The sequence below is a fragment of the Streptomonospora nanhaiensis genome (genome assembly GCF_013410565.1).
GTDB classification, from domain to species: Bacteria; Actinomycetota; Actinomycetes; order Streptosporangiales; family Streptosporangiaceae; genus Streptomonospora; species Streptomonospora nanhaiensis.
On the sequence record NZ_JACCFO010000001.1, the window covers coordinates 911309 to 934477 of the forward strand.

Annotated in this window: 19 protein-coding genes; 1 reads left to right on the plus strand and 18 read right to left on the minus strand. The window is 73.6% G+C overall.

The features are described from left to right. Nucleotides 1–44 precede the first annotated feature (44 nt). The 12 genes from HNR12_RS03950 to HNR12_RS04005 form a co-directional block, all read right to left on the minus strand. Entirely contained in the window at nt 45–956 is a 912-nt protein-coding gene (locus tag HNR12_RS03950; protein WP_179766187.1) for a carbohydrate ABC transporter permease, read from the minus strand. Next, a complete protein-coding gene (locus tag HNR12_RS03955) occupies nt 953–2290 on the minus strand; it encodes a carbohydrate ABC transporter permease (RefSeq protein WP_179766189.1) in 1338 nt (445 codons plus the stop codon). The genes HNR12_RS03950 and HNR12_RS03955 overlap by 4 nt, the downstream gene beginning before the upstream one ends. A 70-nt stretch (nt 2291–2360) precedes the next feature. Then, complete coding sequence (locus HNR12_RS03960) at nt 2361–3668, minus strand: ABC transporter substrate-binding protein (RefSeq protein WP_179766191.1); 1308 nt, start codon at nt 3666–3668, stop codon at nt 2361–2363. Then, on the minus strand, nt 3661–4890 hold the full coding sequence (locus HNR12_RS03965) for an ABC transporter ATP-binding protein (RefSeq protein ID WP_308118577.1): 1230 nt from the start codon (nt 4888–4890) through the stop codon (nt 3661–3663). Before HNR12_RS03965 ends, HNR12_RS03960 begins: the two co-directional genes overlap by 8 nt. A gap of 206 nt (nt 4891–5096) precedes the next feature. After that, the gene (locus HNR12_RS03970) at nt 5097–6344 is read right to left on the minus strand and encodes an acyl-CoA dehydrogenase family protein (RefSeq protein WP_179766194.1); all 1248 of its coding nucleotides are present in this window, start codon (nt 6342–6344) and stop codon (nt 5097–5099) included. A 259-nt stretch (nt 6345–6603) separates the two neighbouring features. Continuing rightward, nucleotides 6604–7752 carry a glycosyltransferase family 4 protein gene (locus HNR12_RS03975; RefSeq protein ID WP_246424996.1) on the minus strand — a complete coding sequence of 383 codons (1149 nt, stop codon included), beginning with the start codon at nt 7750–7752 and terminating at the stop codon, nt 6604–6606. A 407-nt stretch (nt 7753–8159) separates the two neighbouring features. Further along, nucleotides 8160–11027, minus strand: a complete 2868-nt coding sequence (locus HNR12_RS03980) for a DEAD/DEAH box helicase (protein WP_179766196.1) — start codon at nt 11025–11027, stop codon at nt 8160–8162. Between the two features lie 112 nt (nt 11028–11139). Next, complete coding sequence (locus HNR12_RS03985) at nt 11140–11556, minus strand: DUF397 domain-containing protein (RefSeq protein WP_179766198.1); 417 nt, start codon at nt 11554–11556, stop codon at nt 11140–11142. A 61-nt stretch (nt 11557–11617) separates the two neighbouring features. Continuing rightward, nucleotides 11618–12427: a twin-arginine translocase subunit TatC gene (tatC, locus tag HNR12_RS03990; protein WP_179766199.1), complete on the minus strand. Its 810-nt coding sequence runs from the start codon at nt 12425–12427 to the stop codon at nt 11618–11620. Nucleotides 12428–12570: 143 nt separating this feature from the next. Next, nucleotides 12571–12963, minus strand: coding sequence for a twin-arginine translocase TatA/TatE family subunit (locus HNR12_RS03995; protein WP_179766201.1), 393 nt, complete (start codon nt 12961–12963; stop codon nt 12571–12573). A 66-nt stretch (nt 12964–13029) separates the two neighbouring features. Further along, nucleotides 13030–13218 (minus strand): hypothetical protein, encoded by a 189-nt coding sequence (locus HNR12_RS04000; RefSeq protein ID WP_218903484.1) that lies wholly within the window; start codon nt 13216–13218, stop codon nt 13030–13032. Nucleotides 13219–13316: 98 nt separating this feature from the next. Further along, entirely contained in the window at nt 13317–15413 is a 2097-nt protein-coding gene (locus HNR12_RS04005; RefSeq protein ID WP_179766205.1) for a helix-turn-helix transcriptional regulator, read from the minus strand. Nucleotides 15414–15484: 71 nt separating this feature from the next. On the opposite strand from HNR12_RS04005, the gene HNR12_RS04010 reads away from it, so the two are divergent. Continuing rightward, nucleotides 15485–16570 carry a DUF3866 family protein gene (locus HNR12_RS04010; protein ID WP_179766207.1) on the plus strand — a complete coding sequence of 362 codons (1086 nt, stop codon included), beginning with the start codon at nt 15485–15487 and terminating at the stop codon, nt 16568–16570. Nucleotides 16571–16619: 49 nt separating this feature from the next. Here HNR12_RS04010 and HNR12_RS04015 read toward each other — a convergent pair whose 3' ends face one another. From HNR12_RS04015 to dop, 6 genes are all read right to left on the minus strand, one after another. Beyond that, nucleotides 16620–17714 (minus strand): FKBP-type peptidyl-prolyl cis-trans isomerase, encoded by a 1095-nt coding sequence (locus HNR12_RS04015; protein ID WP_179766209.1) that lies wholly within the window; start codon nt 17712–17714, stop codon nt 16620–16622. A 102-nt stretch (nt 17715–17816) separates the two neighbouring features. Further along, nucleotides 17817–19175, minus strand: coding sequence for a Pup--protein ligase (pafA, locus tag HNR12_RS04020; protein ID WP_179766210.1), 1359 nt, complete (start codon nt 19173–19175; stop codon nt 17817–17819). Between the two features lie 173 nt (nt 19176–19348). Continuing rightward, complete coding sequence (prcA, locus tag HNR12_RS04025; protein WP_179770389.1) at nt 19349–20107, minus strand: proteasome subunit alpha; 759 nt, start codon at nt 20105–20107, stop codon at nt 19349–19351. A 44-nt stretch (nt 20108–20151) separates the two neighbouring features. Further along, nucleotides 20152–21000, minus strand: coding sequence for a proteasome subunit beta (prcB, locus tag HNR12_RS04030; RefSeq protein WP_179766212.1), 849 nt, complete (start codon nt 20998–21000; stop codon nt 20152–20154). Between the two features lie 247 nt (nt 21001–21247). Continuing rightward, nucleotides 21248–21451 (minus strand): ubiquitin-like protein Pup, encoded by a 204-nt coding sequence (locus HNR12_RS04035; protein ID WP_179766214.1) that lies wholly within the window; start codon nt 21449–21451, stop codon nt 21248–21250. A gap of 185 nt (nt 21452–21636) precedes the next feature. Continuing rightward, nucleotides 21637–23157, minus strand: coding sequence for a depupylase/deamidase Dop (gene dop, locus HNR12_RS04040; RefSeq protein WP_338119717.1), 1521 nt, complete (start codon nt 23155–23157; stop codon nt 21637–21639). Nucleotides 23158–23169 lie beyond the last annotated feature (12 nt).

The following is a 23169-nucleotide window of genomic DNA, read 5'->3' on the forward strand; positions in this document are numbered from 1 at the left end:
CCGTCGTGTGCGGGGGTCCGGGCGGGCCCGGCCCGCCCGGACCGCTACTTGACCGCGCCGGCCATGACGCCCTGGACGAAGTAGCGCTGGAAGGCGAAGAACACGATCAGCGGCACCACCATCGACAGGAACGCCCCGGCGGCGATCACGTCGATGTTCGCGCCGAACTGCCGCATCTCCGACTGCAGCGCCACGGTCATGGGCTGGCTGGACTCCCCCGCGAACACCAGGGCCACCAGCAGGTCGTTCCACACCCACAGGAACTGGAAGATGCCCAGCGAGGCGATCGCCGGCCCGCCCAGCGGCAGGATCACCCTGCGGAAGATGGTGAACTCCTTGCCGCCGTCCATGCGCGCGGCCTCCAGCAGGTCGCGGGGGATGGCGGCGAAGAAGTTGCGCAGCAGGAAGATCGCGAACGGCAGCCCGAACCCGACGTGGAACAGCACCACGGCCGGGATCGTGCCGTACAGCGGGGTGCCGCCGTACAGGCTGGAGATCGGCACCAGCGCCACCTGCAGCGGCACCACGAGCAGCCCCACCACGCCCAGGAACAGCCAGTCGCGGCCGGGGAACTCCAGCCAGGCGAACGCGTAGGCCGCCAGCGCCGCCACCACCACGATGATCACGGTGGCGGGCACGGTGATCAGCACGGTGTTGGTGAAGGACGCGACGAAGTCCTCGTTGTCCAGCAGGCCCGCGTAGTTCTCCAGGGTGATCTGGGAGGGCTCGGTGAGCACCGTCCACCAGCCCGAGGCGCTGTTGTCCTGGGGCGAGCGCAGGCTGGAGACCAGCAGCCCCAGGGTGGGCACCAGCCAGAACAGCCCGATGACGATGAGCAGCACCTGCGCGGCGCCCGAGCCCAGCCGGGCGACGACGCGCGAGGCCACCGAGCGCCGCGGGGCACCCCCGGCCAGGTCAGGGGCTGCGGCGGTGCCGGGCTCGGTCTGCGTGGTCATGACTCCTCCCGGCGGAAGCGGCGGATCTGGAAGATCATCGCGGGCACGACCAGCACGAGCAGGAACACCGCGAGCGCGCTGCCCAGCCCCTGGTCGTTGACGCCGAAGGAGACTTGCCACATCTCCAGTGCCAGCACGTTGGCGTCGGCCCGCACCGAGCCCGGCGCGATGACGAACACCAGGTCGAAGATCTTCAGGACGTAGATCATGAGCGTCACGAAGACGACCATGAGCACCGGCGAGAGCAGCGGCACGGTGACGCGGCGGAACACCTGCCACTCGGTGGCGCCGTCGACCCGCGCGGCCTCCAGCGCGTCGCGCGGGATGGCCGCCAGCCCGGCGGCGATGAGCACCATGGCGAACCCCGCCCACACCCACAGGTAGGCGGCGATGATGGAGGGCGTGATGAGGGTGGGGCCCAGCCAGTTGAGCCCGTTGTAGGGCTCGGTGAAGTTCTCCGGTGCCAACTGCACCGTGTAGTCGCCCTCGTCCAGGCCGGTGAGGGCGAAGGTGCCGTCGGGTCCGGCCATGGCGGTGGCGCGCAGTTCGCCGTCCATCCACGCCTGCACCTCCATGGCGGGCAGGCCGCTCTCGGAGGGGTCGATGGCGCCCTCCTCGCCGCCCCCGCCGCGGGTGAAGTCCACCCACACGGTGCCGGTGATGGCGTCCGGCCGGGACTCGGCCTCGGCGGCGGGCTCGGCGTCGGCGGGCACCTCGTCGGCGCCCACGCCCACCAGCGGGACCAGCACGGATTCCCCGGGCTGGGCCGAGTCCCGCAGCACGTAGGCGTCCTGGGCCGCCTCCAGGGGGCCCTCCGGGCGCGGCCGGGCGTCGGGGTAGGCCGCGCTGGGCGAGAAGGTGTCGTGGACGGTGGTGATGACGGCGTTGGCCAGGCCGCTCTCGGGGTCCTGCTCGTAGACCAGCCGGAAGATCACGCCGGAGGCCAGGAACGAGATCGCCATCGGCATGAAGATGACGATCTTGAAGGCGGTGGCCCAGCGGATGCGCTCGGTGAGCACCGCGAAGATCAGCCCGGCCACCGTCACCAGGGCCGGCGCCACGACCAGCCAGATCACGTTGTTGCGCAGCGCGATGAAGGTGTCGGGGCGGGTGAACATCCGGACGTAGTTGTCCAGCCCGACGAACTGCAGCCCGGGGGCGTCCCACAGGCTGCGGTACACCGAGAACACGATGGGATAGATGATGTAGGCGCCCAGGAACAGCAGCGCCGGCATGAGGAACACCAGCGCCAGCCAGGGGGGCGGACCCAGGCGCCCGCTCCCCCCGGCCGGGCCGGCCTGGCCCGGCGCGGAGGGCTCGTCAGTGGTCGTCATCGAACGGACCCACTTCTCGTGTCGATTCGTCCTGATCGGTGAGGGGCGCCGCCCGTGCGGGCGGCCGGGGTCACTCGGCCGACGCGGCGGCCTCTTCCAGGTCCGCGGCCGCGGCCTCGGGGTCGGAGGGGTCGCGCAGGAAGTCCTGGAGCACCGCCCACATGCCCTTGCCCTCGGTGGCGCCGAACTGGCTGGGCACCTGGTCGGAGAGGTCGTAGCGGACGTTGTCGCCGGCCTCCAGGATGGTCTGGGCCAGGGTCTGGGTGAACTCGTCGGGGTAGGCGTCGGGCTGCACCTCGGAGTTGGCCGACAGGTAGCCGCCCAGGCCCGCCCAGGTGGTCTGCGCCTCGGGCGAGGCCAGGTAGGCCATGAGCTGCTGCACGCCCTCCTTCTCGGTCATCGCCACGGCGATGTCGCCGCCGACCACGACCGGCGGCTCCTCGCCCACGGCCGGGAAGGGGAACGCCTGGGCGTCCTCGCCGACGGTGGCGCCGGCCTCCTGGGCGCTGGCCGCCACGAAGTCGGCCTCATAGACCATGGCCGCGTTCTCCTGGCCGTAGACCTCGGTGACGCAGGTGGGGAAGTCGGTCTGGACCGCGCCGTCGGTGCCGCCGGCCAGCCAGTCCTCCTCGCCCCAGACCTCGGCCAGGGTCTCCAGGGTCTCCACGACGGTGTCGTCGTCCCAGGGGATCTCGCGGGCGATGAGCTGGTCGTAGGCCTCGGGGCCATGCTGGGAGAGGTAGACGTTCTCGAACCAGTCGGTGAGGGTCCAGCCCGAGGCGCCGCACATGGAGAAGGGGGTGACGCCGGCGTCGGAGAGGGTGCTCGCGGTCTCGCCGGTCAGGTCCGCCCAGGTCTCGGGGGCGCTCACGCCGGCCTCGTCGAAGGCGTCGGGGCGGTACCAGACGATGGACTTGTGGGCGGCCTTGAGCAGCACGCCGTAGGGCTCGCCGTCGACCGACCCCAGCTCGCGCCAGTAGTCGGTGTAGTTCTCCTCCAGGGCGGTGGCGGCGTCGCCCGACAGCGGCACCAGCGCCTCCTGCTCGGCGTACTCGGCGACCAGGCCGGGCTGGGGCAGGATCGCGATGTCCGGCGGCTCCTCGGCCTCGATCTTGGGGCCGAGGTAGGCGCCGGTGTCCTCACCGGTGGACTCGTAGTTGACGGTGGCGCCGGTCTCCTCCTCGAAGGCGGCCAGGACCTCGGTGAAGTTGTCCTGCTCGACACCGGTCCACTTGGCCGCGACCAGGAGTTCGACACCGGCCAGCTCGCCGGAGCCCGCCCCGCTGGTGGACCCGGGGCTGCAGGCGGAGGCGGCGACGAGCGCTCCGGCCGCCGCGGCCGCGAGCGTCGCGCGGCCTCTCCACTGGTGCTCAGGCATGGGTTCCCTCCTTGGCTTGCGGTGCGGGAGCCGGCTCTCCCCAGATGGCCTCGCCGGTGACGGGGTCGAAGAAGTAGAGGCGCTCGGTGTCCACGCGCACTTGCACGGGCCGGCCGGGCGCGGTGGTGGAGCGGGGGCTGAACTTGGCGATGACGTCGCTGTCGGGGGCGGCGGTGTCGAGGTCGTCGGCGCCGGCGTCGCGGGCCAGCTCCTTGGTGTCCTCGGTGACCACCGGCGGGGCGGCCAGGCGGAAGTGCACCAGCAGCTCCGAGCCGAGCGCCTCCACGAGGTCGGTGGTGGAGGCCAGCACGGCGCCGCCGTCACCGCCCAGGGCGGCGTCCTCCATGTCCTCGGGGCGGATGCCCACGGCGATGTCGCGGCCGGCGTACTCGCGCAGCCGGGGCCGCTCGGCGGCCAGGGCCTCGGGCACGGCCAGGGTCTGCCCGCCCAGCTCCAGGCGCAGGCCGGCGCCCTCGGCGACCAGGCGGCCCTGGAGCAGGTTCATGGCGGGCGAGCCGATGAACCCGGCGACGAAGATGTTGGCCGGGCGCAGGTACAGCTCCTGGGGCGGGGCGACCTGCTGCAGCACGCCCTTCTTCATGACCGCGACCCGGTCGCCCAGGGTCATCGCCTCGACCTGGTCGTGGGTGACGTAGATGGTGGTGACGCCGAGGTCGCGCTGGATGCGGGAGATCTCCGCGCGCATCTGCACGCGCAGCTTGGCGTCGAGGTTGGACAGCGGCTCGTCCATGAGGAAGGCCTGGGGCTGGCGCACGATGGCGCGGCCCATGGCCACGCGCTGGCGCTGGCCGCCGGAGAGGTTGCGGGGGCGGCGGTCCAGGTGCTCGGTGAGGCCGAGCGTCGCGGCGGCGGCCTCCACGCGGGTCTTGATCTCGCTCTTGGGCAGCTTGCGCAGCTGCAGGCCGAAGCCGATGTTGTCGCGCACCGACAGGTGCGGGTAGAGGGCGTAGCTCTGGAAGACCATGGCGACGTCGCGGTCGCGCGCGGGGGTGCGGTTGACCACGCGGTCCCCGATGGTGAGCGTGCCCGCGGTGATCTCCTCCAGGCCCGCGACCATGCGCAGGGCCGTCGTCTTGCCGCATCCGGACGGGCCGACGAGGACGAGGAACTCCCCGTCGGCGATGTCGAGGTCGAGCCCCTTCACCGCGCTCGTGCCGTCCGGATAGGTCTTGCCGATACCGGCAAGTCTGACTTGCGCCACCTTCGCCTCCGTCCGATACCGCCCCACCGGTAGCGTCGCCGGGGCGGTCGTCCGCGCCACGGGCAGGCACACCGGCCCCGCCGGGCGGGCGTGTGCGCTGCCCCACATCAGCTCCTGCCCTCTTGTATCAGCCGATGTGCCGACACGACAGTGCTCGCTATGTCCCTGTTATGAACTCGTGTCCGCTGCCGCGACCTGGCCGCGCGTCAGCGTGCGGCGGCCCCGGCGGCGGTGCGCGCCTCGCGCGCCAGGGCCCGGCCGATGACCATCCGCTGGATCTGGTTGGTGCCCTCGACGATCTGCAGCACCTTGGCCTCGCGCATGAGGCGCTCGGCGGGCAGGTCGCGGGTGTAGCCGGAGCCGCCGAGCACCTGCACGGCGTCGGTGGTCACGCGCATGGCGGTGTCGGTGGCGAACAGCTTGGCCATGGCCGCCTGGGTCGCGAAGGGCCGGCCGGCGTCGCGGCGGCGCGCGGCCGACAGGTACAGCTCGCGGGCGGCGGCGGTCTGGGTGGCCATGTCGGCGAGCAGGAAGGACAGCCCCTGGAAGTCGCCGACGGGCCGGCCGAACTGGCGGCGCTCGCGCGAGTGGGCCACGGCGAGGTCGAGGGCGGCCTGGGCGACCCCGACGGCGCAGGCGGCGATGCCCAGCCGGCCGGAGTCCAGCGCGGCCATGGCGATGGCGAAGCCCTGGCCCTCGGCTCCGATACGGGCCTCGGGCGCGGCGCGGACGTCCTCGAAGCGCACCACGGCCGTGGGCGAGGCGGACATGCCCATCTTGCGCTCGGGCGGGTCGGCGGTGATGCCGGCGGTGGCGGCGGGCAGGTGGAAGCAGCTGATGCCCTCGCGCCCGGAGTCGGGGCCGCCGGTGCGGGCGAAGAGCGTGTAGAAGTCGGCGACGCCGCCGTGGGTGATCCAGGACTTGGCGCCGGCGATCCGGTAGCCGGGGGCCTCGGGCGGCGCACCGGGGCCGGTGCCGCCGCTCGCGGCGGCGCGGGGCGCGGGCACGGCGCCGGGCTCGGGCTCGGCGCGGGTGGCCAGCGATCCGGCGTCGGAGCCGGCGTGGGCCTCGGACAGGCAGTAGGCGCCCAGCTGGGAGCCGCCGAGCATGTCGGGCAGCAGGGCCGCGCGCTGGGCCTCGGTGCCGTAGGCGGCCACGGGGAAGCACGAGAGGGTGTGGACGCTGACCCCCAGCCCCACGGCCAGCCACCGGGCGGCCAGCTCCTCGACCACCTGGAGGTAGACCTCGTAGGGCTGGTCGCCGCCGCCGTAGGCGGCGGGGTAGGGCAGGCCGAGCAGCCCGGAGCGGCCCAGCAGCGCGAACACGTCGCGCGGGAAGGCGCCGGCCTCCTCGTCGGGGGCGGCGCGCGGCCCCAGCTCCTTGTCGGCGAGTCCCCGGGTGAGGTCGAGCAGGTCCTCGGCCTCGGAGGTGGGCAGCGTGCGCTCTACGGCCATGCCGACTCCCTTGTCTGTGTGCGGTCCGCGCGGTGACCGGCCGATTAGTAGGACGTCCGACTATATAGTGGCGCACACCACCCCGGAAGATCCACCGGCCCCCGCCCGTGGCCGCTCCCCGGCCGCCGCGCACCCGCCCCGGGCGCGCGCCGCCATTGCGCAGGCGCACACGCGGGCGGGGGCGGCCGCGGCCGCTCCCGCCCCGGTGCTGCTCGATGCCTCCCGGTACCGCCCGGTGCCGCCGGTCGCGGCGGCCGGGTCAGGCCGCCGCCGGCGCCCCCTCCAGGCGGGCCAGGACCCGGTCCCAGGTCCACTCCGCCAGCACCCACTGCCGGCCGCGCTCCCCCATGGCGCGCGCGGCCTCGGGGTTGGCCAGCAGGTGGGACAGGTGCTGGGCCACCGAGCGGGCGTTGCCGCCGTCGACCACGTAGCCGGTCTCGCCGTGGCGGACGAGGTCCCCGGCGCCGCCGTCGACCCCGGCCACCACCGGCAGCCCGCAGGCCGCCGCCTCCAGGAACCCGGCGCCCGGCATCATGCCCCGGCCGGGCGAGCCGGGGCGGCCCGGCAGCGCGAACACGTCGGCCACCGCGCACAGCCGCGGCAGCTCCTGGGGCCCGCAGGCGCCCGCGAACACCACCGAGCCCTCCACGCCGGCCCACGCCGCCAGCGCGCGCAGCCGCCGCCGGTCGGGCCCCTCGCCGGCGACCAGCAGCCGCACGCCGGGGAAGCGCGGGCGCAGCCAGGTCATGGCCCGGATCAGGGAGTCGACGCCGGCGCGCCGGTCCAGCCGCCCCACGCACAGCACCACCGGGCCGTCGCCCAGGTCGAAGCGCTCGCGCAGGTCGTCGCCGTCCAGGCCCGGGCGGAACGCGGTGGTGTCCACGCCGGGGGCGAGGCGGACCAGGCGGGCGCCGCTGCCGGGCGGCAGCGCCTGCTGCACCAGCGGGCGCTGGGACTCCCCGGGATAGGCGACCACGTCGGCGCCGCCCCCGATACGGCGCAGCATCGAGGTCGCCGCCGGACCCCACCGGCCCACCCCGCGCGTGGCGGCGACGACCTCGCCGACGCCCTCGGCGCGCAGCGGCGCCGCCATGAGGCCCAGCGGCGCCTCGGCGAGCAGCACGCGGTCGCAGTCGTATCCCCGCATCAGCTCCTTGATCCGCCGGACGGTCCGGCGGGTCGGCATGAGCCGGGGCCCGCCGTCGCGTTCGACGGGGAACTCCTGGAGGTCGTCGAACCCGCCGCTGCCGGAGCGGAAGGTGTGCACCACCGCCCCCTCGCCGTCGGGTCCGGCCAGATGCCGCGCCAGCGCGCAGCCGAACGTGTCGTCGCCCCCTCCACGCGAGGGGAAGTCGTTGGTGACCAGAAGAGTGCGCGACGCCATGGTGAAGTAGACCCCCCGCATCATGTGTCGTCCCAGTGCAGGTGCGCCGCCCGCGCCCGTCACTACGGGGTTCCCCGCGCGACCGCGACCATGCGCGGTGGCGGGGTCGGGGGCGCCGCACCTGCGCTCGACCTTGGCCTGCTACCCCGCGGCCCTCCCCTGCCGATGCCCCCGATCCGGCGGGCGGACCCGGGCCGAAGGTCCCGGCCGGGGCGGTACCGCTGACTACGACAACGCCGCTGGGGCGCGCGAAGTGCCGTGCTCCTCGCCACTTTCGCGGCGGGGCGGGGCGGCCCCGGCGGCACGGGGCGGGCGCGAACGGGGCGCGCGAGGCTGCCGGCGCGGTTGGGCCCGGCCGCGCGCGGGGCGCGACCGGGCCCAACCGGCCGGGCCGGAACCGCACCCGGCCGGCGCGGGGCCACGGGTGCCGGTCAGCCCACCGACGAGTAGGCCACCACGCCCCTGCGCACCAGGTCCACGGCCTTGCGGGCGGTACGGCGCACGCCGCCGGCCTCCGGGGCGGCGTCGGCCACCTGCCCGAGCATGTCGACCAACTGCTTGGTCGTGCGCACGAAGTCGCCCGCGGGCATGTCCGCCTCCATCAGGATGCGGTCGAGGCGGTCGCCCCGCGCCCAGCGGTGGGTGACCCACACGAACCCCAGGTCGGGGCGGCGCAGGAACGACACGTGGTGGTCGCGCTCCACCTCGTGCAGCTCGCCCCACAGCCGCTCCATCTCGGCGAGGACCTCCGCGGGCGCGCCGTCGGGCACGCGCGGGAAGGGGTCGTCGGAGCGGCGGGACTCATAGACCAGGGAGGCCACGCAGGTGGCGAGGTCCTGGGGGTCGAGGTCGTCCCACAGCCCGCGCCGCAGGCACTCGGCCACCAGCAGGTCCAGTTCGGAGTAGACCTTGGCCAGCCGCCGGCCCTCCTCGGTGACGGTGTCGCCGTCGAGGTACTCCAGGTCCTCCAGCACCCCGCACACCCGGTCGAAGGTGCGCGCGATGACGTGCGAGCGGCCCTCGACCCGCCGGCGCAGGGAGTCGGTCTCCTTGCGCAGCCGGAAGTAGCGCTCGGCCCAGCGGGCGTGGTCCTCGCGCTCGGGGCAGCCGTGGCAGGGGTGCCGGCGCAGCTCGCGGCGCAGGCGGGTGATCTCGGGGTCGTCGCCCGCGCCCTCACCGCCGCGCCCGCGCGCCTCCTCCTCGGCCCCGGTCTCGCGCAGCTTGTTGCGCAGGCTGGAGGCGAGGTCGGTGCGCGCCTGGGCCGAGCGCGCCGAGAAGTTCTTCGGGATGCGCAGCCGCCCCGCCGGCTCCACCGGCGCCGGGAAGTCCGCCGCGTTGACCCGCTTGACCTGCCGCTTGGCGGTCAGCACCAGGGGCGCCGGGACGTCGCCGCGCAGGCCGGGGTCGAGCACGACCGCGAACCCGCTGTGGCGCCCGGCCGGGATCCGGATGATGTCCCCGGCGCGCAGCCGCTCCAGGCTGCGCACCGCCTCCTCGCGCCGGCGCGCGCTGCGGCCCTTGGCCGCCTGGTTCTCGCGGTCGCTCAGCTCGCGGCGCATCGCCGCGTACTCCATGAAGTCGCCCAGGTGGCACGTTGCGGCGGCGCCGTAGCCCTCCAGCGCCTCCTCGTGCTTGCGGAGCTGCTTGACCAGCCCCACCACCGCGCGGTCGGCCTGGAACTGGGCGAAGGACGCCTCCAGCATGGTGCGGCTGCGCTCGCGGCCCACCTGGCCCACGAGGTTCACCGCCATGTTGTAGGAGGGCTGGAAGCTGGAGTTGAGCGGGTAGGTGCGGGTGCTGGCCAGGCCCGCCACGGCCTCGGGGTCGGTGCCCGGCTGCCACACCACCACCGCGTGGCCCTCGACGTCGATACCGCGCCGGCCGGCGCGCCCGGTGAGCTGGGTGTACTCGCCGGCGGTCAGGGCGGCGTGGGTCTCGCCGTTCCACTTGTCCAGCTTCTCGATGACCACGGTGCGCGCGGGCATGTTGATGCCCAGCGCCAGGGTCTCGGTGGCGAAGACCGCGCGGATCAGGCCGCGCGAGAACAGCGACTCCACCACCTCCTTGAACGTGGGCAGCAGCCCCGCGTGGTGGGCGGCCACGCCGCGCTCCAGGGCGCGCAGCCACTCGTCGTAGCCCAGCACCGCGAGGTCGGCCGGCGGGATGTCGGCGCACTGCCGCTCGGCGAAGGCGCGGATCTCCAGCGCCTCCTCCTCGGTGGTCAGGGTCATGCCCGCGTACATGCACTGGCGCACGGCGTCGTCGCAGCCGGCGCGGCTGAAGATGAACACGATCGCGGGCAGCAGGCCCTCGCGGTCCAGCTCGTCGATGATCTGCACGCGGCTGGGCGGCGCGTACTTGGCGCGCGGGCGCGCCGAGGAGCGGGCCCGCGCCTGGGGGTGGCGGCGGCGGTGCGCCAACTGGGTGATGCGGTCGTCCTCCAGGGCCAGGCGGGTCAGGCGGGGGTTGATCCGCATGGGCTCGCCGTTGACCAGGATCTCGCCCGAGCCGCCCGCGTCCTGGCGGTCGCGCCGGCGGGACCGCCGTCCGCCCCGGCCGCCCTTGGCGTTGCGTCCGCCGTCCTCAGCGGACTCGGAGTCCCCGGTGTCGGGGTCGTCGGCGGAGACGAACAGGTCGTGCATGCGCTTGCCGGCCATCATGTGCTGCCACAGCGGGACCGGGCGCTTCTCGTCCACGATGACCGTGGTCTCGCCGCGGACCTGCTGCATCCACTCGCCGAACTCCTCGGCGTTGCTGACGGTCGCCGACAGGGCCACCACCCGCACCGACTCCGGCAGGTGGATGATGACCTCCTCCCACACCGCGCCCCGGAAGCGGTCGGCGAGGTAGTGGACCTCGTCCATGACCACATAGGCCAGCCGCAGCAGGGTCTGCGAGCCGGCGTAGAGCATGTTGCGCAGCACCTCGGTGGTCATGACCACGATCGGCGCCTCGCCGTTGACGCTGTTGTCGCCGGTGAGCAGCCCGACCTTGTCGGCGCCGTAGCGGCGCACGAGGTCGGTGTACTTCTGGTTGGACAGCGCCTTGATGGGGGTGGTGTAGAAGCACTTGGCGCCGTCGCGCAGCGCCAGGTGCACCGCGAACTCCCCCACCACGGTCTTGCCCGAGCCGGTGGGGGCGGCGACGAGTACCCCCTGGCCCTGCTCCAGCGCCTTGCACGCCCGGACCTGGAACGGGTCGAACTCGAACCCGTAGAGCCCCTGGAACTCCTCGATGGCGGCGCTGGACTCGGCTTGGCGCCGACGGAAGGCGGCGTACCGCTCGGCGTGGGTACTCATATCGATCAAGCCTAGGGCGTTGCGGCCAGTGAGGCGCACACGCCGGGACGGCGGCCGCCGCCGTCCCGGTCGAAGGCCCCGGAGGGACGGGGCGCGGTGGTGGCGGCGCCGCTCAGGCCGCCGGGCCGCCGCCGGGCTCGGCGGGGTCCGCGGCCGAATCGGCCGCGGTGTCCTGGGCCGCCGCGCGGGAGTGGGGGGAGACCACGGCGGTGACCGGGACGTCGCCGCGCTGGATGGCGGCCTCCTCGGGGGTCAGGTACTCCTCGGGGATGTCGAACTCGCCGTCCTTGGCGCCCAGGACGAACGCCTCCCACTCGGCGGGCGTGAAGAACAGGATGCCCTTCTCGGGGTGCTTGCCGTCGCGCACCGCGCGGAACCCGTCCTCGAACTTGGCGACCTCGACGACGGCCTCGGAGTCCTCGCGCGAGAGCGAGGAGCGCTTCCACACGGCATGGGTGGTGTCGTGCCACTTCTCGTTGCCCTGCGCCTCTGGCGGCAGGTCTCGCCGGGTACCGGGGGTCTCGGCCACTGTTGGTTCTCCTCGCGCCTGCTTCGTGTTCTCCCGCTGGTCGGGACTGCCGGGACCGACCCTAGCGGCTCGGACCGGAATCGGTCAGCGACTCTTCGTCATCGAGCGGGGAGATCTCGTCGTCGGAGAGGTCGGCGAACTCGTCGCGGCGGCCCCGGCGGCGGTCGTTGATGAAGCAGAACAGCTCGGCGCCCTCGTAGAGCACCACCAGCGGGACCGCCAAGGCCAGCATCGACAGCGGCTCGGCGGGCGTGACCACCGCCGCCAGGACGAAGATGCCGAAGATGATCAGCCGCCGCGACTTGGCCAGGGTCTCGTGCCGGATGACGCCGATGAGGTTGAGCAGCGCCACCAGCAGCGGGGTGACGAAGCCCAGGCCGAACACCAGCATCATCAGGGTCATGTAGCCCAGGTAGCTGTCGATGGTGATCATCGGCAGGGAGCCCTCGGGGGCGAACTCGAACAGCACCGCCATCGCCAGGCCGGTGATGTAGTAGGCCAGCGCGGCGCCGCCCACGAACAGCGCGGCTGCCGTGGGCACGAAGGCGTAGGTGTAGCGCTTCTCGCGGCCGGTCAGCGCGGGCGCCACGAACGCCCACAGCTGGTAGAGCCAGAACGGGCTGGAGACCAGCACGCCGACGATGATCCAGACCCGGAAGGCCACGAAGAACGCGTCGAAGACGCCGGTGAAGATGAGGTCGCAGCCGGGTTCGCCGCCGCGCGCGTCGGCGGGCAGGGAGCAGTAGGGGCCCCGCAGGAGGTCCCAGACCGGGTCGTAGAGGAAGTAGCCGGCCACCGTGCCCAGCGCGACGAACAGCAGCGCCTTGACCAGGCGGTTGCGGAGTTCCCGCAGATGGTCCATCAGCGGCATGCGACCCTCGGGGTCCCTCGGCCGCCGCCGTCGCCGCACCTGCATCGCCTGCTACGCTCCTCGACCTGGTCTCGCGTCCGCCCGGCCGCGCCCCTGTCCGCGCGGCCGGATGTGCGCGGCCGCCCGCGGCGGCCGCGGCCCGTTCAGCCGTTGTAGGTGCGGCGCACGGGCTCGCCGTTCTCGTTGATGATCTGCTGCCCCGGCGGCAGTTCCGGGTAGACCGGGTGGGCCTGCTGCCGGTAGGGCTCGGCCTCGGCCGGGGCCGCCGCCTCGGGACGGGCGGCCGGCCGCGGATCGGCCGCGTGGGGGTGGCCGCCCTGGTGGCCGGGGTCGGCCGGCGCGCCGGCCCCGTGCCGCGCCCCCGCGTCGTCGCGGCGGGACTCGTGGCCGTCGTCGTCGCCCAGGCCCTTGGCCTCGGACTTGAGGATACGCGCGCTGCGCCCCAGGGAGCGGGCGAGGTCGGGCAGCCGCCGCGCGCCGAACAGCAGAAGTGCGATCAGCAGCAGGATGAAAAGCGTGCGGGCGTCAAGACCCATGACTCAACCTCTTTCCCGGCGCAGGCCGCCTGCGCCTTCGATGGTACGTCCCCGCCCGTGACGGGTTCAGGGGGCGCCCACCGAGCCGCGGTCGCTCAGCGCGCGCAGCCTGTCGTACCCCGGTTGGACCTGTGCGCGGGTCCGCGCCAGCTGGGCCCGGAGCCGGTGCAGCTCGGCCAGCATCCGCAGCGCGAGCACACCCACCAGGACCAGGCCGAGGAGGGTCAGCACCCCCAGTGCGGCGAACACGAACACCTCTCCCACCTTACTCCGTGAACCGGGCGCCGACGATGGACACGGGATGAACCGGGCGGTACCGGCCAGCCGGCCTCCGGGGCGCTTCGCCGATCATCCTAGGTTCCGCTCGGATCGGGGCCGTAGGCGGCCAGGGCCGCCCGCGCCCGCTCGCGCACCTGCTCGGCCAGCTCCACCGGCGCCACCACCCGGGCGCGCGGGCCCAGCCGCAGCGCCAGCCGGCGCACCCACTCCGGCGCCGGGGTGCGCAGCGTGGCCCGCACTCCCCCGCCCTCCAGGTCGCGGACCGAGGAGCAGTGGTACTCCTCGGCGACCCACCGGGCGGAGGGGTCGAGGTCGAGGGTCACCCGGGTGTCGTCGTCGGACAGCCGCAGGACACCGGCGCGCAGGTCGCGGCGGCGGGCCCGCGCCGGCACCCGCGCGGGCTCGGGCAGCACGGTGAGGTCGAGCACCCGGTCCAGGCGGAACAGCCGGACGTCGCCGCGCAGCCGGCACCAGCCCTCCAGGAACGCGTGGCCGCCGTAGACGACCAGGCCCATCGGGTCGACGTCGCGCTCGGTGACCTCGTCGACGTAGCCGGAGAGGTAGCGCAGGTGCACCAGCTGCCCGGCGCGCAGCGCCTCGTCGCAGCGGCGCTGGACCTCGCGGACCTCGTCGCTCAGCTCGATGCGCACGCCCACCGCGTCGGCCAGGCGGTGCACGGGGTCGGGGCCGGGCTCGACCCCGCCGGGGCGGGCCGCGCCGCCCGCGCCCACCGCGGCCAGGGCGCGCGCGGCCCCGGCCGGGGCCGCCGCGGCGGCCCGCAGCTTCTCGCCCACGCGCTTGAGGGCGTCGCTGTCGGCGACGCCGGGGAGCTCGGCCAGCAGCTCCAGGCCGATGATCAGGCTCGCGGCCTCGTCGGCGGTGAGCCGCAGCGGCTGGGCCAGGGTCTCGGCGTTGGCGATGATGATCTCGCCGGTGGACTCCGCGGCCTCGATGTCGACGTCGATGAGGTCGCCGGGGGTGTAGCCGGGCAGGCCGCACATCCACAGCAGGCTGAGGTCCTTGAGCACCTGGCGCTGGGACAGGCCGAAGTGCTCGGCGACCTCGTGCACGCGGACGTCGTGGCTGAGGGCGTAGGGCACCAGCATCAGCAGCCGGCGCAGCTGCTCGGCCGAGGCCGACCCGCGCCGCGCGTCGGCGGCGGGCTCGGGCTCGGCGGCGGGGTCGCCGGGTTCGGGGCCGGGGTCGCGGGCGGCGAGGTCGGCCAGGTGGGCGGCGATGGCGGCGCGCGCCTCGGCGGGGGCCTCGATGACCGCGCGGTCGCCGAACCGGGCGACCATGCCGACCAGGTCGTCGAGGTCGGCGTAGGGCAGGTCGATGAGGTCCCAGCGGGGGTCGTCGCCCTGGTGGGGGCCGGGCACGATGCGCTGGGCGGCGCGGCGCAGCTCGTGGCCGGAGTCGGCGCGCACCCGCACCCGCGCCACGCCCTGGGGCTCCAGGGGGTCGCGGCCGCGCACCAGGGAGCGGACGTCGACGCCGGCGGGGACCTCGACCGGCGGGCCGGCGGTGTCGACCTCGACCTCGCCGACGATGCGGCCCAGCCGGAACACCCGCCGCGCACCCCGGTCGAGGTCGTGGCCGCCGACATACCAGTGGCCCCGGTAGTTGACCACGCCCCAGGGCTCCAGGCGGCGGCGCGCCACCGGCTCGCCGGGCTTGCGGTAGGCGAAGGCGACCCGGCGGCGGTCGCGCACGGCCTGCCACATCGGCAGGAACGCGGGTTCGTCGGTGCCCAGCACGGGGGTGAGGGCGGGCGCGGCGTCGGTGTCGACGGGGACCCCGGCCGCGCGCAGCTTCATCAGCGCGTTGGCCGCGGCGTCGCCGAGCGCGGCGTGCCGCCAGGCGCGGGCGGCCAGGCCGAGCACGGCGGCCTCGTCGGGCATCAGCTCGATCTCGGGCAGCTCGTAGTCGGCGGGGAAGATGCGGTAGCCCTCGTCGTCGGTCCAGGGGTCGCTGCCGCCGGTCTCGATGGGGATCCCGCTCTCGCGGAGTTCGCGCTTGTCGCGCTCGAACATGCGCTTGAACGCGGAGTCGGAGTCGGCCTCCTCGTAGCCGGCGACCATGGTGCGGATCTCGCGCGCGGTGAGGAAGCGCCTGGTGGCCAGGAGGCAGATCACCAGGTTGAGCTGCCGTTCGGTCTTCCTCCGCGACATCGCCGATCCCTTTCCCGCCGTGGGCGCGCCGTCCCCGAAGTTGTGTCAGCCACGACGGTACCGTGCCTGGCGTGATCCGTTGGCGTTGTGCACATGTCACCGCGGTCCTGCGCTCGTGGCCCGGGGCGGTCGAGGTCGAGGCCGCGCCCGAGGCGCCGGGGGGCGTCCCCGCGCCGCCGGTCCGGGCGCTGGCCTACACCGCCCTGGTGGGCGCGCCCCAGGTCGGCGACCGGGTGCTGCTCAACGCCACGGCCCTGGAGATGGGCCTGGGCACCGGCGGCTACGCGCTGGTGGCGGCGCTGCCCGACCGGCTGCCGCCCGACCCCGGCGGCCCCGGCCACCTGGTGAAGGCGCGCTACACCCCGCTGCAGGCCACGGTGGCCGGCGCCGACGAGCAGGGCTCGCCCCACCACGACCTGCTGCGCGACGCCGACGACGTGGGCGGCATGCCGGTGGTGGTCGCCGACCTGCACTCGGCGCTGCCGGCGGTGGTGGCGGGGGTGCGCCAGGCGGCGCCGGGCGCCCGGGTCGCCTACGTGATGCTCGACGGCGGCGCGCTGCCGGCGGCGTTCTCCCGGACGCTGGCAGGGCTGCGCGCGGCCGGGCTGCTGGCGGCGGTGGTGACCACCGGGCAGTCCTTCGGCGGCGACCTGGAGGCGGTGACGGTGCACAGCGGGCTGCTGGCGGCCCGGCACGCGGCCGGCGCCGACGTCGCGGTGGTGGCGCAGGGGCCGGGCAACCTGGGCACCGGCACGCGGTGGGGGTTCTCCGGGGTGGCGGCGGGCGAGGCGGTCAACGCGGCGGCGGTGCTGGGCGGGCGCCCGGTGGCGGCGCTGCGGGTGAGCCAGGCCGATCCGCGGGAGCGGCACCGGGGGGTGTCCCACCACAGCCTCACCGCCTACGGGCGGGTGGCGCTGGCGCGCGCCGACGTGGTGGTGCCGGTGCTGGCGGGTGCGCTGGGCGAGCGGGTGCGCGCGCAGGCGGCGGAGCTGGGCGGACGCCACCGCCTGGTGGAGGTGGGGGTGACCGGGCTGGAGGCGGCGCTGCGGGCGCTGCCGGTGCGGCTGAGCACGATGGGCCGGACCTACGACCAGGACCGCGCGGCGTTCCTGGCGGCCGGGGCCGCCGGCCGGCACGCGGCGGCCCTGCTGGGCTGAGGCGCGCGGGGGCCGGCGCGGCACCGCCGCGCCGGCCCCCGCGGCCGCGCTACTCGCTCTCGGGTTCGGCGGTCTCCTCGGAGTCGCCTCCGCTGTCACCGCCGCCGTCGCCGCCGCCGTCGCCGCCGCCGTCCTCCTCGGGCGGCGGGGCGCTGTCGACGGCGTCGAGGATGTCGACCACGAAGACCAGGGTGCCCGCCGGCGACCCGGACTCCTCGGCGTTCTCGCCGTAGGCCATGTCCTCGGGGATGACCAGCAGCATGCGGCTGCCGACCTTCTGGCCGACCAGGCCCTTGTCCCAGCCCTCGATGACCTGGCCCGCGCCGATGATGAAGGTGGAGGGCACGCCCTCGGCGCCCTCGCGGTTCCAGGTGGAGTCGAAGACGGTGCTGTCGTCCCAGCGCATGCCGGTGTACTGCACGACCAGCTGCTGGCCCTCCTCGACCTCGGGGCCGTCGCCCTCGATGAGCGCCTGGGTCTCCAGGTCGGCGGGCGGGTCGGAGTCAGGGATCTCGATGTCGGGCAGCTCGTGTCCGGGCTGGTGCACGGTGGGCAGGCCGTCGCCGCCGTGCGCGGTCTGCTCGCCGGGCACGACCTGGCCCTCGCCGTAGCGCTCCTTGATGTCGAGCACCGACACCGAGGCACCGGGGGCCGGGGAGGGCTGGCCCATGGCCTGGGCCTCGGCGGGGTCCTGGGGCGGGAAGGCGTAGATGACCCGGCTGCCGACCGGCTGGTTGACCAGGCCCTCGGTCAGCTCCTCACCCAGCTGGGAGAGGTTGAGCAGGATGGGGGCGCCGGACTCGTAGGTGGACTGGGTCTTCTCGGCCTTGCCCTCGGCGGTCCACTGGTACTCCACCACCTCGGCCTGGATGATGTCGGTGGAGCGCACCAGCTCGTTCTCGCCGGCGCCCTGCTCGACCACGTCGGTGATCTGCTCGTCCTGGGGCGGCGCCTTGTCGCTGAAGTCGACCTTGGGCTCCTCGCCGACCTCGCCGCTCACCTCGGGCAGCCGGGAGTCGTAGTCGTCCTCCTCCGACTGCAGGAAGGCAGGGGTCCGCCAGTCCTCGGGGATGGAGCTACAACTCGACACCGCGAACAGCACGGCTAGGAACGGCACCGCAAGGGCGGCGGCACGCAGTCGCATAGGTCACAACCTCAAATATCCGGCTCGGGTCCCCGACACACTATCGGAGAGCCCATAATGCCCCGGCGGGGTGAGAACAGTGTAAGAACCGGAGTCGCGCGGTCACATCCCGGCGATGAGCTTCTCGACGCGCTCGTCGACCGCCTTGAACGGGTCCTTGCACAGCACGGTGCGCTGCGCCTGGTCGTTGAGCTTGAGGTGCACCCAGTCGACGGTGAAGTCGCGCCGCTTCTCCTGGGCCTTGCGGATGAACTCCCCGCGCAGCCGCGCCCGGGTGGTCTGCGGCGGCACGGACTTGGCCTCGAAGATCTGCAGGTCGTTGACGACCCGGTCCATCTGGCCTCTGCGCTGCAGCAGGTAGAACAGCCCGCGGTCGCGGAAGATGTCGTGGTAGGTGAGGTCGAGCTGGGCCACCCGCGGCGAGGACAGCGGGAGGTTGTGCTTGGCGCGGTAGCGCTCCAGCAGCTTGTACTTGGCCACCCAGTCGATCTCGCGGGCCACCAGGTCGAGGTTCTGGGTCTCGACGGCCTCCAGGGTGCGCGCCCACAGCTCCAGCACCCGCTTGCCGGTGGCGTCGGTGCCGTTGCGGTCGACGAAGTTCTGCACCTTCTCCAGGTACTCGCGCTGGATCTCCAGGGCGCTGGCCTCGCGGCCGTTGGCCAGGCGGACCTTGCGCCGCCCGGTCATGTCGTGGCTGACCTCGCGGATGGCCCGGATGGGGTTCTCCAGGGTGAAGTCGCGCATCACGACGCCGTTCTCGACCATGCGCAGGACGAGGTCGGTGGAGGCGAGCTTGAGCAGGGTGGTGACCTCGCTCATGCTGGAGTCGCCGACGATGACGTGCAGGCGGCGGAACCGCTCGGCGTCGGCGTGGGGCTCGTCGCGGGTGTTGATGATGGGCCGGGAGCGGGTGGTGGCCGAGGAGACGCCCTCCCAGATGTGCTCGGCGCGCTGGCTGACGCAGTAGAGCGCGCCCCGCGGGGTCTGCAGCACCTTGCCGGCGCCGCAGATGATCTGGCGGGTCACCAGGAAGGGGATGAGGATGTCGGCCAGGCGGCCGAACTCCCCGTGCCGGCCCACCAGGTAGTTCTCGTGGCAGCCGTAGGAGTTGCCGGCGGAGTCGGTGTTGTTCTTGAACAGGTAGATCTCGCCGGCGATGCCCTCTTCGTGGAGCCGCTGCTCGGCGTCGACCTGCAGGCCCTCCAGGATCCGCTCGCCGGCCTTGTCGTGGGCCACGAGGTCGGCCAGGGAGTCGCACTCGGGGGTGGCGTACTCGGGGTGGCTGCCGACGTCGAGGTAGAGGCGGGCGCCGTTGCGCAGGAACACGTTGCTGCTGCGGCCCCAGGAGACCACGCGGCGGAACAGGTAGCGGGCGACCTCGTCGGGCGACAGCCGGCGCTGGCCCCGGAACGTGCAGGTGACGCCGTATTCGTTCTCCAGCCCAAAGATCCGACGTTCCATTGGCCTCACCCGTTTCGGTCCGTGGTCGCCGCTACCGGCCGATGCCGGAGCGATGCAACGACTCCCAGCCTATTTATGGGCCGCCCGCGCGCCGCGGAAACCCCCGGCGGGCACCGGCCCGGCGCCCCTGCCTCCAGGTGCCCCAGGGCCCGCGCCCGCCCGGCGCGGCACGGTCAGCCCTCGTCCTCGGTGCCGGCGGACGCGGTGCCGCCGGCGGTGGTGTCGGTGTCGGCGGCGCCACCGGAGCGGTCGGCGAGCAGGGCGCTCAGCCGCTCGCCCTGGATGCGCCGGAACTTGCGGTGCTCGCGGCGGGCGCGCTCCAGCACCGCGACCTCCAGCCCGGCGGCCTCGATGTCGCGCTCCTCGCCGTTCTCGTGGCGCAGGGCGTGGACGGCGGCGCTGAGCGCCTCGCCCAGGCCGGCGTCCTTGTTGAACCGCTCCTTGAGGGCCGTGGTGACCTGCTCGGCCGAGCCGCCCATGGCCAAGAAGCCCTGCTCGTCGACGACCGAGCCGTCGAAGGTGATGCGGTAGATCTGGTCGGCGGCGGCGTCCTCGCCGACCTCGGCGACCACGATCTCCACCTCCCAGGGCTTGTTGCTCTCGCTGAAGGCGGTGCCCAGGGTCTGGGCGTAGATGTTGGCCAGCACCCGGCCGCTGACGTCGCTGCGGTCGTAGGCGTAGCCGCGCACGTCGGCCAGGCGCACGCCCATCTGGCGCAGGTTCTCGAACTCGTTGTAGCGCCCCACCGCCGCGAAGGCGATGCGGTCGTAGAGCTCGCTGATCTTGTGCAGGGTGCGGGAGATGTTGTCGGCCACGAACAGGATGCCGCCGTCGTACTGCAGGACGACGGCGCTCCGGCCGCGCGCGATGCCCTTACGCGCGTAGTCGGCCTTGTCCTTCATGCTCTGTTCGGGCGAAACGTAGAACGGCATCGACACCGCGGATCGTTCCTTTGCTAAGTCGTGGGGGCGGGACCTCAGCGCACGGGGGCGCGGGGTCCGTCGGGGCGGTCGGCGCGGTCCTCGACCACCTGGGTGGCCAGGCGGGCGACGTCCTCGGCGGGCAGGCGCCGGTGGCCGTCGGCGGTGATCACGTCGACCAGCGGGAAGATCCGGCGGTGGAGGTCGGGGCCGCCCGTGGCGGAGTCGTCGTCGGCGGCGTCGTAGAGGGCCTGGATGGCGACGGTGGCGGCGTCCTCCTCGGACAGGTCGTCGGCGAACAGCTTCTTCAGCGCGCCGCGGGCGTAGACCGAGCCCGAGCCGATGGAGTGGTAGTTGTGCTCCTCGTAGCGGCCGCCCACGGGGTCGTAGCTGAAGATGCGGCCCTCGCGGCGCGCCTCGTCGTAGCCCACCAGCAGCGGCACCACGACAAAGCCCTGCAGGGCCATGGGGAGGTTGCCGCGGATCATGGTGGCCAGGCGGTTGGCCTTGCCCTCCAGCGACAGCGAGCGGCCCTCCATCTTCTCGTAGTGCTCCAGTTCGACCTGGAACAGCTTGGCCAGCTCGATGCCGATGCCGGCGGCTCCGGCGATGGCGATCGCCGAGAACTCGTCGGTGCGGTAGAGCTTGTCCATGTCGCGGTTGGCGATGACGTTGCCGGAGGTGGCCCGGCGGTCACCGGCCAGCACCACGCCGCCCGGGAACGTCAGCGCGACGATGGTGGTGGCCTCGGGGGTGAGGTGGGTCGAGGAGACGCCCTGCGGAAGCTGCCGGTTGCCCGGCAGGAGGTCGGGGGCGACCATGCCGAGGAACTCGGAGAACGAGGAGGTTCCCGGATTCATGAACGCGGCGGGCAGGTGTGCTCCGCCGTCGAACGCTTCGGACACGCGACTCCCTTCGGCAGGCGGCCCGCCCGGCTGGGGGACGGACGGGGCGCGCGAGGTTGTTCGGTTTGCAGGTACAGAAGACCCTATTGACCCTGGCCCGGCTTGGCGCACTCGCCAGCCCGTATCCGCTGAGAGCGAACCGGCGGGGCTCACCCGGCGGGGCCGCCCCCGGTGTGGCGGCCGGCCGCGGGGGCGGATGCCCCCGCGGCCGGCCGCGGTGTCCGGGAGGGGCGTCCCGGCTCGGCGGTCACTGACCGCCCTTCTGCACGAACTGCCGCACGAAGTCCTCGCTGTTGCTCTCCAGGACCTCGTCGATCTCGTCCAGGATGTCGTCGACGTCCTCGCTGAGCTTCTCGTTGCGCTCCTGGGCCTCGGTTCCGGCCTCGACCTCTTCGACCTCTTCGTCGCGTCGGCTGCCGTGTTTCTGGCCGCCGGTGTCCTTCGTCGCCATGGATGCAACCTCCTCGATGGGCCTACGCCCTTATCTTGGCCCGCGCACGGGCGCCTCAACCTTGATCGCGGCGCCCGTTGTGTGCACGTTACCGGTGGCACGGGTGGTGAGCCCGTACACACGAACGAACGCCCCGGCGCCGGGGCGGATTCCCCGGCGGGCCGGCGGCGGCGCGGCGGACGGCCTCAGCGGCGGTCCCCGGTGAGCACCGACACCAGGTCGGCGGCGGTGGGAGAGCGGTCCAGGAGCGCCCCGACGTGCTCGCGGGTGCCCCGCAGCGGCTCCAGGGTGGGCACGCGCTGCAGGGAGTCGTAGCCGGGCAGGTCGAAGATGACGGAGTCCCACGAGGCGGCGGCCACGGAGTCGGCGTACTTGGCCAGGCACCGGCCCCGGAAGTAGGCGCGGGTGTCCTCGGGCGGCTCGGTGATGGAGCGCTCGACGTCGGCCTCGTCCAGCAGCCGCTTCATCCGGCCGCGGGCGACCAGGCGGTTGTAGAGGCCCTTGTCGGGGCGGACGTCGGAGTACTGGAGGTCGACGAGCTGCAGGCGGTGGTGGCCCCAGTCCAGGCCGTCGCGGGTGCGGTAGCTCTCCAGCAGCTTGAGCTTGGCGACCCAGTCCAGCTCCTCGGCCAGGGTCATCGGGTCCTCGGTCAGGCGGTCGAGGACGGACTCCCAGCGGTCGAGGATGTCGGCGGTGTCGGTGTCGATGTCGGCGCCGAAGCGGTCCTGGACGTACTTGCGGGCCTGCTCCAGGTACTCGCGCTGGATCTCCACGGCGGTCATCCGGCGGCCGTCGCGCAGCCGCGCGGTGTGGGTGAGGCCGGGGTCGTGGGAGAACGCCCGCAGGTCGGCGACCGGGGTCTCCAGGGAGAGGTCGACGCTGATGAAGCCGTCCTCGATCATGGCCAGCACCAGCGAGGTCGTGCCCAGCTTGAGGTAGGTGGAGATCTCGCTCATGTTGGCGTCGCCGATGATCACGTGCAGGCGCCGGTACTTGTCGGGGTCGGCGTGCGGCTCGTCGCGGGTGTTGATGATGGGCCGCTTCAGGGTGGTCTCAAGGCCGACCTCGACCTCGAAGAAGTCCGCGCGCTGGCTGATCTGGAAGCCGGTGTCGCGGCCGTCGGCGCCGATCCCGACCCGGCCGGCGCCGCAGACGACCTGGCGCGAAACGAAGAACGGGATCAGGTGGCGGACGATGTCGCCGAACGGCGTGGACCGGCGCATCAGGTAGTTCTCGTGGCAGCCGTAGGAGGCGCCCTTGTTGTCGGTGTTGTTCTTGTAGAGCTGGATGGGCTCGACACCGGGCACGGCGCCGGCCCGCCGGGCGGCGTCGGCCATGACGCGTTCGCCGGCCTTGTCCCACAGCACGGCGTCGCGCGGGTTGGTGACCTCGGGCGCGGAGTACTCGGGGTGGGCGTGGTCGACGTAGAGGCGGGCGCCGTTGGTGAGGATGACGTTGGCGAGCCCGAGGTCCTCGTCGGTGAGCTGGGTGGGATCGGCGACCTCGCGGGCGAGGTCGAATCCGCGGGCGTCCCGCAGCGGGTTCTCCTCCTCGAAGTCCCAGCGGGCCTTGCGCGCCCGCGCGGCCGAGGCCGCCAGGTAGGCGTTGACCACCTGGGTGGAGGTCACCATCGCGTTGGCACCGGGGTTTCCGGGCACGGAGATGCCGTACTCGGTCTCGATGCCCATAATCCGCTGCACACTCATGGTGGAAGGTTA

What these genes read in the sequence shown, in the direction of transcription:
- HNR12_RS03950 (WP_179766187.1), bottom strand. Translation starts at nt 956, where the DNA reads ATGACCACGCAGACCGAGCCCGGCACCGCCGCAGCCCCTGACCTGGCC.
- HNR12_RS03955 (WP_179766189.1), bottom strand. Translation starts at nt 2,290, where the DNA reads ATGACGACCACTGACGAGCCCTCCGCGCCGGGCCAGGCCGGCCCGGCC.
- HNR12_RS03960 (WP_179766191.1), bottom strand. Translation starts at nt 3,668, where the DNA reads ATGCCTGAGCACCAGTGGAGAGGCCGCGCGACGCTCGCGGCCGCGGCG.
- HNR12_RS03970 (WP_179766194.1), bottom strand. Translation starts at nt 6,344, where the DNA reads ATGGCCGTAGAGCGCACGCTGCCCACCTCCGAGGCCGAGGACCTGCTC.
- HNR12_RS03975 (WP_246424996.1), bottom strand. Translation starts at nt 7,752, where the DNA reads ATGATGCGGGGGGTCTACTTCACCATGGCGTCGCGCACTCTTCTGGTC.
- HNR12_RS03980 (WP_179766196.1), bottom strand. Translation starts at nt 11,027, where the DNA reads ATGAGTACCCACGCCGAGCGGTACGCCGCCTTCCGTCGGCGCCAAGCC.
- tatC (WP_179766199.1), bottom strand. Translation starts at nt 12,427, where the DNA reads ATGCCGCTGATGGACCATCTGCGGGAACTCCGCAACCGCCTGGTCAAG.
- HNR12_RS03995 (WP_179766201.1), bottom strand. Translation starts at nt 12,963, where the DNA reads ATGGGTCTTGACGCCCGCACGCTTTTCATCCTGCTGCTGATCGCACTT.
- HNR12_RS04005 (WP_179766205.1), bottom strand. Translation starts at nt 15,413, where the DNA reads ATGTCGCGGAGGAAGACCGAACGGCAGCTCAACCTGGTGATCTGCCTC.
- HNR12_RS04015 (WP_179766209.1), bottom strand. Translation starts at nt 17,714, where the DNA reads ATGCGACTGCGTGCCGCCGCCCTTGCGGTGCCGTTCCTAGCCGTGCTG.
- pafA (WP_179766210.1), bottom strand. Translation starts at nt 19,175, where the DNA reads ATGGAACGTCGGATCTTTGGGCTGGAGAACGAATACGGCGTCACCTGC.
- prcA (WP_179770389.1), bottom strand. Translation starts at nt 20,107, where the DNA reads ATGCCGTTCTACGTTTCGCCCGAACAGAGCATGAAGGACAAGGCCGAC.
- HNR12_RS04035 (WP_179766214.1), bottom strand. Translation starts at nt 21,451, where the DNA reads ATGGCGACGAAGGACACCGGCGGCCAGAAACACGGCAGCCGACGCGAC.
- dop (WP_338119717.1), bottom strand. Translation starts at nt 23,157, where the DNA reads ATGAGTGTGCAGCGGATTATGGGCATCGAGACCGAGTACGGCATCTCC.